Origin of the sequence: Yersinia vastinensis, from assembly GCF_902726565.1 — a bacterium.
Taxonomy (GTDB): domain Bacteria; phylum Pseudomonadota; class Gammaproteobacteria; order Enterobacterales; family Enterobacteriaceae; genus Yersinia; species Yersinia vastinensis.
Genome location: NZ_CACVAF010000006.1, coordinates 237,059 through 249,306 on the forward strand (window position 1 = coordinate 237,059; position 12,248 = coordinate 249,306).

Consider the following 12,248-nt stretch of genomic DNA (forward strand, 5'->3'; position numbering starts at 1 on the left):
AAATTTGTTTTTAACGAATTAATAACAACGATTTTATTTTTCAATATGATTGAATATAGGTCGGGGAGAGACTTAACATCTCGCTATTACTGAATTAGTTTGCCTGCAATCTAAAAGTAGATAATATCACTCAACATAATATTTATTGGTTTTTTTATCTTACTAGGATGAATTTTTTACATGAACAGGATCATCAAACTTGGCATCATTTCGTTGCTTACACTCTCCTTTTTTCCAGCCTATGCGCAGAATATCAATATTGATGTTTTGAGTGCGACAGTAAAAGATCAAAAAATTTCGGACGCCAACATCTTATTACAACGCAATGGCGGACAGACACTCACTGCGACAACTCATTCGAGTGGTAGTGCGCAGATCAATAGTGCTTCTGCGGACGATGGCGAAAATATACTTATCATTAAAAAAGAAGGCTACTCAACGTTGGTGGTTAAATGCCCTTGCGATGGCATGTCATACGCGCTGAGCCCCGTAATGAAAGGATTAGACAGCATTCGCGTTGTGCTGACATGGGGGGAGACGCCAAGTGACCTTGACTCGCATATGGTTTATCCCGGTAATCACATTTATTTCGACCACAAAATAGGTGAAGACGGTAATCTTGATGTTGATGATACCGACAGTTTTGGCCCTGAAACGGTGACATTAAGCAAAAAACGATATGGTGAGGATTATATCTATGCCGTTCATGACTACAGCGATAAAGATGACAGTGAGACCACAAATCTTTCCAGTAGCCAGGCGAAAGTCTTTGTCTATATTGGTGAGTCATTAGTGCGAACCTACTATGTGCCAACAGGCAAAGTGGGCAATTTATGGACTGTTTTCAAAATAAATAAAACCGGTGAAATTGAAGATATTAATAACTTTGCCGGTATGACACTTCAGGCGTCAGATATCGCTAATCAGCTACAACCCCTACTGAGTAATAGTGCTGTTGTTTCTCACTCATCACTTAGCCCCACAACAATTGAACAGGTTAAGAATTTGAATTTGCAGGGTGAGAAAGCTTATCAGGATAAAGATTTAGAATTAGCGATTTCGCTTTTTACTCAGGCAATCAATATTGATGCCGAAAACGGTAAAGCATACGGTAATCTGGGGCTGGTTTATCAGAAAGCGGGGCGAACAGCGGAGGCTATTTGGGCTAATCGTAAAGCTATTGCATTAGCCAGTGGGCCAAAGGCTGCCACAATTCGTGCAGGAGCTAATTACAATATTGCACGTATCTATGAAGCTGCGGGTCAAAACTCAGATGCTTTACGCTATTATCAATTGGCAAAAGAGCAGAAAAATAACCCTGTTTATGACACAGCAATAGAACGTATTCAGAATAAATAAGCGCTAGCCTGTCATTAAAAAAGTCCCACTGAAATTCAGTGGGACTTTTCACGTATTAGTTTTTCGCAGTCTGGCCAGCAGTATTGGTATTTTGGCCTTGGCTTATAGAGTAAGTACCTTGATAGCTGTCATGGTCACCGATATTTGCCATTGAAATTGTTGGGGCTAACATTGCTGCGATCAGGGTCAGTGCTGCGATAGTTGTTTTCATGATAAATTCTCTTCTGTTTTTTATGGGAAAGCAGGTTGCTTTCGATAGAAGAAATGTTACTCCGATCACATAATTTGGATATCAAAGAGAATTGCTGATGTTGTTCAAAAAATATGAACGATTTTTCCGGTATACAAAGTCGCGAATATCATCCACCTGATTAGCCCATTACTCTGATACGTGGCAGAATATAAAAAAATAATGACAGCTTTTTCACCTGAGATGACAGATACCTAAATATGGATCGCTCCCGTTTACTGAAGTTCCTGCTGCCTTATCTGTGGCCCCAAAATAACCCCAAACTACGCTACTACTTGATTGCTGCTGTTATCTTTATGGTGGCATCTAAAGTCAGCACCACACTGGTTCCACTCGCCTATAGGGCAATGGTTGATGCATTAAGCAGTGAAAGTGCCAAGATGCTGGCGATTCCAATTGGCTTTATCGTTGCTTATGGGGTCGCGAGAATTAGTGCCTCTTTATTTGAAGAATTACGTAACGTCATGTTTATCCATATTAGCCAGAATGCAACTCGGCTACTTGGGCTACGGGTATTTAAGCAATTACATGAACTTAGTTTACGTTTTCATCTAGACCGGCAAACAGGGGGGTTATCTTTATCTATTGAACGCGGAACACAAGCTGTTGCGACGGTACTTTCGCGTTTGCTGTTCTCTATTTTTCCTATTTTATTTGAGATAACACTGGTCTCTTTGATCATGTGGCATCTATTAGATGGCTGGTTTGCGGTTGCTATTCTTGTCACTGTTGCCTGTTACATCTTATTTACTGTTATAGCCGTTAGTTGGCGAACCCGCTTTCGGCGAGAATTGAACCAAGCTAATGCGGATGCCAACACCAAATCTATCGACAGCCTGATAAATTATGAAACAGTAAAATATTTTGGCAATGAAGAGTTTGAGGCCCAACGTTTTAATACGTCACGGCAACTTTATGAATATGCCGCGATAAAAAATCAGTTCAGTTTTACGGCGTTAAGTCTGGGACAGACTGCCATTATATCAATAGGGCTGGTTGTCATGATGGCCATGGCAGCGAAAGGCATTACGCAAGGCCATATGACTATCGGCGATTTCGTACTGGTCAATGCCTATCTTCTTCAGTTATATCAGCCACTCAATTTCTTTGGATTTATTTACTCGGAGATCAGACAGGCATTAATTGATATGGAGAACATGCTTGATTTGTTGATGGTGAAAAAAGAGATTACTGATCGTCCTAATGCTCCGGCTTTGCATCTTACAAAAGGTGAAGTGCGTTTTGATTCAGTCAGTTTTGGCTATGATCCACGTAGACCTATTTTGAAGAAAGTGAGTTTCACTATCCCTGAGGGCAAAACTGTGGCGGTGGTTGGAGCTTCGGGCGCAGGTAAGTCAACACTCGGTCGTTTGCTATTTCGTTTTTATGATGTGACCGATGGTGCGATTTATATTGATGACCAAGATATTCGCAATGTTACCCAAGCGAGTTTGCGTGAAGCCATTGGTATTGTGCCCCAAGATACGGTGCTATTTAATGACACGCTGCGTTATAACATCGCTTATGGTAGAACTACTTCCAGTTTTGAAGAGATAGAACGAGCCGCAAAACTTGCTCACATTCATGACTTTATCGTTAGCCTACCCGATGGATATGATACCCGAGTGGGGGAACGCGGACTTAAGCTATCCGGTGGTGAGAAACAGCGGGTGGCGATTGCGCGTACAATCCTTAAAAATCCAGCGATTTTGATTTTTGATGAAGCAACCAGCGCATTGGATACCCACACTGAACGCGAGATTCAGGCTCACTTGCGCGACGTTAGCCGTGACCACACCACGTTAGTTATCGCTCACCGTTTATCCACCATCATTGACGCAGATGAAATCATTGTGATGGAGGCCGGTGAAATTGTTGAACGTGGGCGGCACGAGACGTTGTTGCTTAACAATGGCCAATATTCAGCCATGTGGCAAAATCAATATCATGAAGAGGAAGAACTCGCTTTGTGATGACGGTTATAGGCATTTAAGGCGGCACGATTCGGCCGCCTTAGGCACCAGTAAAGTGAGTATACGCAAATACAGCCAGAGCTATGGCAATCATAATCATCGTTGTTTTTCGCATTTCAGTTCCGTTCTAGTCATAGATTGTTGGTGGTCGGTGGGATACCCAAGAAGATAACGGAAAATCAGTGAAAAAACAGCGATCCGCTACAAAATACCCAAGCTCAGTTTAAATCCAATTAAACCAATCAAAGCACCAATCTTGGGATTTTAGCGGTGTGCAATCTTTTTAAATTGATCATGGTCACGGTTTTAATATAATTATTTGTGTTAAATTTGACCACGTGCTAGGCCGCATAAGGGGGTTATCATGTCAGCACTTGAGAAGCTTGTTTCCACATATTGCCATACCAGCCTGGACTTTGTGGCATCCACGGTTGCATTTATGGAAAACCAAAAAAAGAAAATTAATGTTGGTGAGATTGAAGCAAAACTTTCGCCTGAGGAATGCAGTTTTTTCCGTGAAAGGTTAGCGCATTACAGAGATATTTATCGCCCTTTGTAATTGCATTGCGTTCGATACATCAGCCATGAATAGGCCGCCTGAGGGCGGCTTATTCATGAAAAAAAGACAAAAATGTTCAAGATTTTTGAGTCGCAAGAATCACGCTTGATGCTTTAAATAGCGCAGTGACTTCACTTCCGACAGATAAAGCCATCTCTGTCAGACTTTCATTAGTAATCACTGAAATAAGCTCTAACCCATTAGCGGTAACGACATGAACCGTTGAGTTTACGGCCCCTTTAGTGACGGTTTGAACTTTGCCGGTAAATTGGTTGCGAGCAGAAAAATTCAAACCGCAATCCAGCGACGCTAAAATAACCCAAGGTGCCTTGATCAAGGCAATTGCAGGTTTACCTACAGCCAAACCTAATGCTTTACAGCTGGTTTTGGTTATTATGGTGGTTAGCTTTTCTCCTCCTTCTAAAGAGAGAGCGACCTCATCATTGACCGAGCCTTCAATAATGGAATGTACTGTTCCAGCTAACTGATTTCGTGCGGAGATAGACATCGTGTTTCCTCATCGTCATGCCAGATTGAAGTGAGGCCGTAGGGCTTTCACTCGACACTTCATTTGACCAAATGCGCCGATGGGAGTACAGGCATGACACCCTTGAAGTGGATAAAAGTATGTACATGTGCTGATGGTCACAATCTTGCCCCTATTTTTTGCTGAACTCTCGCGCTACTTGCTCATAAAGCATGCAATTCAACTAAGGTTAATATTAGGCAATGCACTGACTGTGGAGCCTGTTATGTACCAGAAAATTAATGGCAGCGAATACCGACGTATCTTTATCGTCGGAGATATTCATGGTTGTTATAAAAAACTGATGAATGCTTTAGACAGTGTGCAATTTGAGCGAGCGTCAGATCTTGTCGTTTCAGTCGGAGATCTTGCCGACCGTGGCGCGCAGAATATTGAATGCTATGAGCTGCTCAACGCCTATTGGTTCCGCGCAGTTCGCGGAAATCATGAGCAAATGGCCCTTGATGTGCTAGCAGGTGGAGAACCGGATACTTGGATTGCAAATGGCGGGCGGTGGTTTTTCTTATTGGAGGAGAGCCAGAAACATCAGGCAGAGCGCTTGATTAAACGGGCGGAAGAATTGCCATTAGTGATCGAAGTAAATACTGACAGTGGGAAATATGTTATTGCTCATGCAGATTACCCCGCTGATGAATATGTTTACGGTAAACCAGTTAGCGAACAATTAGTTGTATGGAACCGTAAGCGCTTGAATGCGGCGATGAAAGGGGAGAGCCAGGAAATTGTGGGGGCGGATAAGTTTATTTTTGGTCATACGCCTCTGGTCACACCATCACTATTTAAAAATCAGCTCTATATTGACACTGGGGCTGTATTTGGTAACACACTGACCCTAATTCAAATTCAGTGAATAGGGCTGTTGTCATCCATGAGTTGATTTCTGCAATAAAGGTATTGCTTTAACTTAACACCTTCACTTTTCGATATTAAATCTGTGACGGGAAGCCTGTATGTTATTTTTCGCTGTTAACAGTGACGGCCATTATTACCTCAATGAGTTTGTATAGGATTAGCCCATTTTCTCTGTTTTGATGATACGACACATCTTGTGATGTGAGCAGAGGTCGTATCAATCAAAATGAGATAAAGCGCGATGTATACTTATTGAGTAATAAAATCCGCGATAACAATACCGATGCTGCGAATACGGATAACAGCAGAGTGAATCTCAGTGTCACATCCGATAAGTTATATGCGCTGGCAATAAAGTAGAAAATCCCATCATGCAGAATATAAACTCCGATCATGGATGGGCTGATATAAGCTAATGTTTTCTTTATCCATTCATATTGGGTATCAAAGTTATCAAATATGACAAATAAACATAAACTCAGTATTAAAACATGCAAGTTATCGAGGAAGTACCCTGCATTCACTGTTTTATATACATGTATCGACATAAAACTTTCATAGTAATACATCGAGATTGCTGTCGGGATAAGGAGTATTTTAGCTGTAAGCAGTACCCGCGGCATTTTTGTTATTTTTTGGCAGACCTTCGACCAGAGGAATCTACCCGTCATATAATAGAAAATCCAGGTCCACAATCTAAAGTATTGTGGAAAATCAATCAGGTAAGGTCTTTCACTGAAAGCACTGATGAGGTCAATAGAAATGGAGAATATAACCAAACAAGAAAGGGTTATTATTGCCGTTCTGTTACTTTTTAACACTTTTGAAATTATTGGGTTAATAAGGTAAATAATGGCAATGCTGAATAAAAGCCAGCTTTGTAAGAAGTATCCTCGCTTAAAACCATCTTCATTGATAAAGTAGAAAAGTACGTTCCAGAAGATAATAATACTGATTATAGATTTTAATTTTCTCAGGATATCTTGTTGATCTATCTCATCATTTGAGTCGATGTAACCAATAATCATAAAAAATAGAGGAGTGGCGATGATCGATAAAAAATACAGTACGGCCATCACTTCGCCACCTAAAAAACACTGGTCTGTACAAGTCTTGCTGGCAGAATAAAAAGTCACAGCAGAAAAACAGCTTAACGTTTTTAGGGCATGTAAACCTACGTTTCTCATAAAGTAGTCTGACTTAGAATAGGGTTAGATGAGATGTTCAGCTTCATAGGGCTTAGGTCTAGCATCTAAACCATCCTATTTAGGCTACTAATATTCTTGTATTTTTACATATAATCCCAATTCTGTCACGTAATGGAAACTTAATTTTAAATAAAGCATCAGGAAATATTTCTTAGAGAAAAAGACGTTTCCTACACTCTCCGGTGTTGACATCCTATATATCTTCCACCCCCCCTATGGTCTACTCAAAAGTAGGGTATGAACTAGGCTATCTTTATAATTTGTAATGCTATTTGATTACATCACAAACAGATGTGAGTTACCAATTCATAGGGTGCTGAAGCACTAACGGGTGTGGCCAATATGATAAGTTGTATGATAGTTGATAACGATAAATATCAAACTTTAGGTATGGTAGCTATCGTAAAAAAGATATTCACATCATTAGGATTTAAAAAAGAGATTAAATTCTATCGGAAAGCATTTTATTCTGCTGATGTCATTTTTATTGGGGTTGATGAGTTTAGTTTTTTTGAAGCGTTAAAACGTCTGGATAAGGCACCATCAGAAGCTGATGTGTTTTTGATTTGTGATGCCAGATTGAATAGCTTTTTGCAGGGTATCCCAAGATTTAGCAATGTCACTATGATCTTCCGAGAAGATTCTGTCGATACAGCGACTAACAAGATTACTACTGTGCTTAAACGTAGGCTCCGTGGCATTAAAGATAATTTTACTGAGCGCAAAGTGACCAAAGTACTAAGTCTGGAATCAGCAGAGCGGCAATATTTAACACCGAATGAAAATATTGTGTTGAAGTTGTTTAACGAGGGTTTTTCGGGCGGTGATATTGCCAGAATTTTGAAAAAGAGTGAAAAGACAGTCAGTGGGCAAAAAAGGTCTGCGATGAAAAAGTTGGGTGCTCGTACTGATGTAGAGTTAATTAAAATGTTTATGTTCAAATAGTTAGTATGAAGAATGGACTGGATTTTTAGTTACTTTTGCCGTCAACACCAGAGAATACCAAAGGGATTTTCTTATGCTTGCAGGCAGGGATGCCAGCATCAGATTCCCGGGGGAGGGACCCGGGCAGCCCCAGTATTATGATATTTGGGGCTGTTGGTTGGTTATGATTTCAAGCGGTTTCAGTAAAAACCGTATCCAATATTAAATGCACTTCAACTTAGCAATCGTACTGTCGATATCAACTTCATGTTCAGAAAATGTATAAGTTATATTTTGGAATGTGGTTATCGACAACATTCTTAGTGGTACCGTTTTTTCTGAAATATCTTCTTCCTGCGGCCGGATCTTATTCATCAGTAAATTGACTGAGAGGATGGTGTTGGCTTTATCAACTTCAGCCTGCGCAGGAACTTCTTTGGTGAAGGTATTGAATGATTTGATGCTAGTGAGTTTGATTCTCTCATTGGCTATGAATATATATTTACTCTCAATAGCCACTTTCACCGCATAAGCAGATAAACCTTTAGTGTTGGTTGTTGGCTCAAAAGTCACTTCCGCGCCTTTTTTGATCATCTCGGGATTAGCAACTTTAATAACGTGAAAATAACGGTTATCTCCGTTCTCATCGGTGATAAAACCAAAACCTTTATCTTCAAAAAAAGTTGTTATTCTACCGTTCATCATGCATCTCATATTAGCGTATCCAATGGGTAAGTATAATACAGGTGAATCGCTTTCAGATACAGTCTGGTGGTTTAACGGTGCTTTTGGACAGCAGTGAAGGTGAGTCGTAAAAGAAAAAAATATGGATTTCTGTGCTATAAATTGAGCAAAAAAAGGCGGCTTTTCACTTTTTCTCTGTTTTTTGTGATCCCTGCCGTGGACAAAAAACGGTTCTATTGCTGTACTGTATCTGACACACACTTTGTGTCCAACATTCACGTAAAGGTAAGTTTGATGTCTAAGATTAAAGGTAGCGTTAAGTGGTTCAATGAAGCTAAAGGCTTTGGTTTCATCACCCCAGAAGATGGCAGCAAGGACGTTTTCGTTCATTTCTCAGCCATCGCAAGCAACGGTTTCAAAACTCTTGCTGAAGGCCAGCGTGTAGAATTTGAAATCACAAGCGGTGCCAAAGGGCCATCTGCTGCTAATGTTATCGCTATCTAAGTAGCCCATATCTCTTAAAACCCGCCTCAATAGGCGGGTTTTTATTTGTGGCGTTGGGACGCAACCAGAAAGATCTGCAATTAAAAGAGATATATTTTCAAGAAAGCAGTGGTGATAAACAGACAAAAAATCACTGTCAACCATTCAACCCTTGTTTTGGGTAAACTAAACATAAATCTTATCCTGCGCATCAGTTGCCCCATTGACCAACTGTTCTGGTGACCAGTATCCGATGCGAAGATTAAGAAAACATTAAGACACGACTCTCAGCAAATTCATTGACTGACAAAAGAATTAACCAGCATAAAAGCCAGCATCGTCATGGCGAGTGAGCCGGCCAGATTAAGTAAAATAGTGCCAGCCGCCCATGCCAATTTCCCATCCTGAATTAAATAAACAACTTCAACTGAGAAAGTTGAAAATGTAGTCAGCCCCCCACAAAATCCAGTAGTAATTAATAACTTCCAAACGGGATCAATGTGCGCAATACGGGTAAATAGCGCTAATGTTAGGCCAATAATAAAAGCGCCAAGTAGGTTTACAATGAGTGTCCCCACCGGAAGATTGCTTGATAAGCTGTTTAACTTCATGCTGACCAGCCAACGGGCAACGCTACCCATGCCCCCACCAATAAATACTGCAATTAATGTATTAAACATAAATACCTATTTTTATTGGCACCTGTATTAAGTGCCTTGTTCAGCTCGCCAATTCAATACGGTTTCGGCCATTATCTTTTGCCACATACAGCGCAGAGTCAGCCGCTTTCAGCCATTGTTGATAGTTAATCATGTCGTGCCGGTAGTCGGCAATACCAGCGCTGACTCTAAGTTGCAATGGAGGGGCTTGGGTAAAAACTAAATCTGCCAGTTTTTCTTGAATCCTAATTAATACTTCCCGCGTTTGCTCCGCCGTCGTATTTGGCAAAATAGCACCAAACTCATCCCCACCATAGCGACCAACAATATCAATGGCTCGCAGTCCTAATAATAACTCTTCTGCAAGAACGGTAATGGCTTCATCGCCGACGGCATGACCAAAAGTATCGTTGATAGACTTAAAGTTATCGATATCAAGTAAAATCAGTGTGGCACCGTGTTGGTAACGACGACAACTATCAAATTGATTATGTAGCTGATGTTCCCAATGTCTGCGGTTGTACAAGCCCGTTAATCCATCTCTTACACTAATGCGTAAAAGCTCTTCTTTATTTTCGGCCAAACGTTTTGCTGTTCTATAGGTTACTAATCCAAGCAGGGAAGGGTAAATAATTATCATGGGTAAGCAGGCATAAACTTGGAGCGGCGAGGTCTCTGGCTTAAAGGGTAAATTAAATATCCATGCAGTCAGTAAACTACAGGCAATTTGTAATGCCAGTCCTTTGCAAAAAACGTTTTTCCCGCCAGAAGCTATATTATTCATACTCATCATTGAGAGAATAACGACCGATGGTAGAGCATTGAATGACATTATTGCGACCCAGACACCACCGAGTGCCGAGTCTATTTTCATATTTATTATTTCTTGTTCGAACGGTTGTTCTGAGCGCAAGGCTAGCAAAAAAGCAATATGTGGCCAGATCAATCCATTAGTAGCGAGTGCGAGCCATAACCATAATGAAGCATTTTGTGTGTAGAGTACTGAGCCGACACAAAACATACCAATGCCTAAGCCAAATGCTCGTGGTAAATAAGTCCTTTTAGCAAAACTTAATCCTGATCGGCGGGTATTTATTCTCGTTGAATAAGGCAATTGGCGGTTCCCTCGTTTTTTCTGCTTTAGGGGGATGTTAACGGCAATGTCTCATCCGGAATGAGTCAAAAATCAGGATGCATAGACTCTTGAATAAATCATAGTTCACTAACTAAATCTGTTACATATTACTGTTGTTTTAATCGGTGATTTATTCGTAAATAGCCCATGATTAAATGAACAGTGCTAACCAAGAAGGTGAGTATGGAAGGTATCAGTATTACCAAATTGCTGGTCGTCGGCATATTAATCGTATTGTTGTTTGGTACCAGCAAATTACGTACGCTTGGGGCAGACTTAGGTGCCGCTCTGAAAGGCTTTAAAAAGGCCATGGGCAATGATGATGCGCCATCGGCGAGTACGACGGCTGAATCTAAAGCAGCAATCGATACCAAAATAACACCGCCAAACGAGCATAAAGACTGATTGTACTCACGGAGAGGGCCTCTATTTCGGTTATCCCGGTAGACTCATCATCTTTTGATTCGCGTATTATCATGCCACGGCATAATAGCGGATAACAAAAAAACGGATCTCCACTGGAAATCCGTTTTTATTTATTGGTTGTCTAAGGTGTAATAAATTATTTCAGTTACTCAGGTCAAAACGTCTATTCAGACCCGATTTGCTTATTTGACTTCCAATCCTTTTGCTTGCAGATCGGCATGATAAGAGGAGCGAACGAACGGGCCACAAGCGGCATGGGTAAAGCCCATAGCCATAGCTTCAGCTTTCATCTCATCAAACTCTGCTGGGCTGACATAACGCTGTACCGGTAGATGGTGACGGCTAGGTTGCAAGTACTGCCCCAGCGTTAACATGGTCACTCCGTGGCGGCGTAAATCACGCATCACTTCTACTATCTCGGCATTGGTCTCACCTAAACCAACCATCAAACCCGATTTGGTTGGAATCTCAGGATGCGCTTCTTTAAAGCGCTCTAATAATTTAAGCGACCACTCATAGTTAGCCCCTGGACGAACCTGTCGATATACCCGAGGAACGTTTTCCAAATTGTGGTTAAACACATCTGGTGGGGTCACGGTCAAAATATCTAGTGCACGATCCATACGACCACGGAAGTCAGGCACGAGTGTTTCAATTTTAATGGTTGGATTTTTGGCACGTATCGCGGAGATGCAATCGGCAAAATGCTGGGCACCGCCGTCGCGCAGGTCATCACGGTCAACAGAGGTGATAACCACATAACGCAGCCCCATATCTTTAATGGTCTGGGCCAGTTTCTCCGGCTCATTGGCATCTGGTGTCACCGGACGACCATGGGCGACGTCACAGAATGGACAACGACGGGTACAGATCGCGCCAAGGATCATAAAGGTCGCGGTACCGTGGTTAAAACACTCCGACAGGTTAGGGCAGGATGCTTCTTCGCAAACCGAGTGCAGACCATTTTTACGCATTGCTGCCTTGATACCCTGAATACGGCTGGAGTCAGCAGGGAGCTTGATTTTCATCCATTCGGGTTTACGTAGCAGCTCTTGACGTTCGGTAACCACGGTTTTAATCGGGATTAACGCCATTTTATCTGCGTCACGGTATTTGACGCCGCGTTCCATCTGAATCGGTTTACTCATAATCGTGCTGGTTCCAGTTCTGAATCTCTCAATTTGAGATT

The 12,248-nt window shown here is 41.5% G+C and carries 14 protein-coding genes; 7 read left to right on the forward strand and 7 right to left on the reverse strand.

All coding sequences use genetic code 11. The annotated features are described in order from the left end of the window. Positions 1–180: 180 nt before the first annotated feature. Positions 181–1,359 carry a tetratricopeptide repeat protein gene (locus HUZ92_RS11285; protein ID WP_128451503.1) on the forward strand — a complete coding sequence of 393 codons (1,179 nt, stop codon included), beginning with the start codon at positions 181–183 and terminating at the stop codon, positions 1,357–1,359. A gap of 55 nt (positions 1,360–1,414) precedes the next feature. Here the strand turns inward: HUZ92_RS11285 and HUZ92_RS11290 are convergent, their stop codons facing one another. After that, a complete protein-coding gene (locus HUZ92_RS11290; RefSeq protein WP_164908374.1) occupies positions 1,415–1,570 on the reverse strand; it encodes a hypothetical protein in 156 nt (51 codons plus the stop codon). A gap of 239 nt (positions 1,571–1,809) precedes the next feature. Here HUZ92_RS11290 and HUZ92_RS11295 point away from each other — a divergent pair, with 239 nt between their 5' ends. Together HUZ92_RS11295 and HUZ92_RS11300 are read left to right on the forward strand one after the other, a co-directional pair. Beyond that, positions 1,810–3,582, forward strand: a complete 1,773-nt coding sequence (locus tag HUZ92_RS11295; protein ID WP_050139845.1) for an ABCB family ABC transporter ATP-binding protein/permease — start codon at positions 1,810–1,812, stop codon at positions 3,580–3,582. 364 nt (positions 3,583–3,946) lie between these two features. After that, positions 3,947–4,141, forward strand: coding sequence for a glycogen synthase (locus HUZ92_RS11300; protein ID WP_050098989.1), 195 nt, complete (start codon positions 3,947–3,949; stop codon positions 4,139–4,141). A 76-nt stretch (positions 4,142–4,217) separates the two neighbouring features. Here HUZ92_RS11300 and HUZ92_RS11305 read toward each other — a convergent pair whose 3' ends face one another. Further along, positions 4,218–4,649, reverse strand: coding sequence for a TOBE domain-containing protein (locus HUZ92_RS11305; RefSeq protein ID WP_145579597.1), 432 nt, complete (start codon positions 4,647–4,649; stop codon positions 4,218–4,220). Between the two features lie 244 nt (positions 4,650–4,893). Between HUZ92_RS11305 and HUZ92_RS11310 the strand changes: the two genes are divergently transcribed. After that, on the forward strand, positions 4,894–5,538 hold the full coding sequence (locus HUZ92_RS11310) for a metallophosphoesterase (protein WP_050098985.1): 645 nt from the start codon (positions 4,894–4,896) through the stop codon (positions 5,536–5,538). A gap of 223 nt (positions 5,539–5,761) precedes the next feature. Here HUZ92_RS11310 and HUZ92_RS11315 read toward each other — a convergent pair whose 3' ends face one another. Further along, positions 5,762–6,727, reverse strand: coding sequence for an acyltransferase family protein (locus HUZ92_RS11315; RefSeq protein WP_050098984.1), 966 nt, complete (start codon positions 6,725–6,727; stop codon positions 5,762–5,764). Between the two features lie 375 nt (positions 6,728–7,102). Here HUZ92_RS11315 and HUZ92_RS11320 point away from each other — a divergent pair, with 375 nt between their 5' ends. Further along, entirely contained in the window at positions 7,103–7,693 is a 591-nt protein-coding gene (locus HUZ92_RS11320; RefSeq protein WP_050098982.1) for a helix-turn-helix transcriptional regulator, read from the forward strand. A 201-nt stretch (positions 7,694–7,894) separates the two neighbouring features. Here the strand turns inward: HUZ92_RS11320 and HUZ92_RS11325 are convergent, their stop codons facing one another. After that, positions 7,895–8,374, reverse strand: coding sequence for a cold-shock protein (locus tag HUZ92_RS11325; RefSeq protein WP_050098980.1), 480 nt, complete (start codon positions 8,372–8,374; stop codon positions 7,895–7,897). A 276-nt stretch (positions 8,375–8,650) separates the two neighbouring features. Between HUZ92_RS11325 and cspE the strand changes: the two genes are divergently transcribed. Continuing rightward, positions 8,651–8,860: a transcription antiterminator/RNA stability regulator CspE gene (gene cspE / locus HUZ92_RS11330; RefSeq protein WP_004716300.1), complete on the forward strand. Its 210-nt coding sequence runs from the start codon at positions 8,651–8,653 to the stop codon at positions 8,858–8,860. Positions 8,861–9,135: 275 nt separating this feature from the next. Here the strand turns inward: cspE and crcB are convergent, their stop codons facing one another. Together crcB and HUZ92_RS11340 are read right to left on the reverse strand one after the other, a co-directional pair. Next, positions 9,136–9,519, reverse strand: a complete 384-nt coding sequence (crcB, locus tag HUZ92_RS11335) for a fluoride efflux transporter CrcB (RefSeq protein ID WP_050098979.1) — start codon at positions 9,517–9,519, stop codon at positions 9,136–9,138. Between the two features lie 40 nt (positions 9,520–9,559). Further along, positions 9,560–10,612, reverse strand: a complete 1,053-nt coding sequence (locus HUZ92_RS11340) for a diguanylate cyclase (RefSeq protein ID WP_050295419.1) — start codon at positions 10,610–10,612, stop codon at positions 9,560–9,562. Between the two features lie 204 nt (positions 10,613–10,816). Here HUZ92_RS11340 and tatA point away from each other — a divergent pair, with 204 nt between their 5' ends. Further along, the gene (gene tatA, locus HUZ92_RS11345) at positions 10,817–11,038 is read left to right on the forward strand and encodes a Sec-independent protein translocase subunit TatA (RefSeq protein ID WP_050098975.1); all 222 of its coding nucleotides are present in this window, start codon (positions 10,817–10,819) and stop codon (positions 11,036–11,038) included. Between the two features lie 203 nt (positions 11,039–11,241). Here tatA and lipA read toward each other — a convergent pair whose 3' ends face one another. Continuing rightward, on the reverse strand, positions 11,242–12,207 hold the full coding sequence (gene lipA, locus HUZ92_RS11350) for a lipoyl synthase (protein ID WP_050098973.1): 966 nt from the start codon (positions 12,205–12,207) through the stop codon (positions 11,242–11,244). Positions 12,208–12,248 lie beyond the last annotated feature (41 nt).

Excerpts from the sequence above, each read along its gene's own strand:
- HUZ92_RS11285 (WP_128451503.1), top strand. The coding sequence starts at position 181 with ATGAACAGGATCATCAAACTTGGCATCATTTCGTTGCTTACACTCTCC.
- HUZ92_RS11290 (WP_164908374.1), bottom strand. The coding sequence starts at position 1,570 with ATGAAAACAACTATCGCAGCACTGACCCTGATCGCAGCAATGTTAGCC.
- HUZ92_RS11295 (WP_050139845.1), top strand. The coding sequence starts at position 1,810 with ATGGATCGCTCCCGTTTACTGAAGTTCCTGCTGCCTTATCTGTGGCCC.
- HUZ92_RS11300 (WP_050098989.1), top strand. The coding sequence starts at position 3,947 with ATGTCAGCACTTGAGAAGCTTGTTTCCACATATTGCCATACCAGCCTG.
- HUZ92_RS11305 (WP_145579597.1), bottom strand. The coding sequence starts at position 4,649 with ATGTCTATCTCCGCACGAAATCAGTTAGCTGGAACAGTACATTCCATT.
- HUZ92_RS11310 (WP_050098985.1), top strand. The coding sequence starts at position 4,894 with ATGTACCAGAAAATTAATGGCAGCGAATACCGACGTATCTTTATCGTC.
- HUZ92_RS11315 (WP_050098984.1), bottom strand. The coding sequence starts at position 6,727 with ATGAGAAACGTAGGTTTACATGCCCTAAAAACGTTAAGCTGTTTTTCT.
- HUZ92_RS11320 (WP_050098982.1), top strand. The coding sequence starts at position 7,103 with ATGATAGTTGATAACGATAAATATCAAACTTTAGGTATGGTAGCTATC.
- HUZ92_RS11325 (WP_050098980.1), bottom strand. The coding sequence starts at position 8,374 with ATGAACGGTAGAATAACAACTTTTTTTGAAGATAAAGGTTTTGGTTTT.
- cspE (WP_004716300.1), top strand. The coding sequence starts at position 8,651 with ATGTCTAAGATTAAAGGTAGCGTTAAGTGGTTCAATGAAGCTAAAGGC.
- crcB (WP_050098979.1), bottom strand. The coding sequence starts at position 9,519 with ATGTTTAATACATTAATTGCAGTATTTATTGGTGGGGGCATGGGTAGC.
- tatA (WP_050098975.1), top strand. The coding sequence starts at position 10,817 with ATGGAAGGTATCAGTATTACCAAATTGCTGGTCGTCGGCATATTAATC.
- lipA (WP_050098973.1), bottom strand. The coding sequence starts at position 12,207 with ATGAGTAAACCGATTCAGATGGAACGCGGCGTCAAATACCGTGACGCA.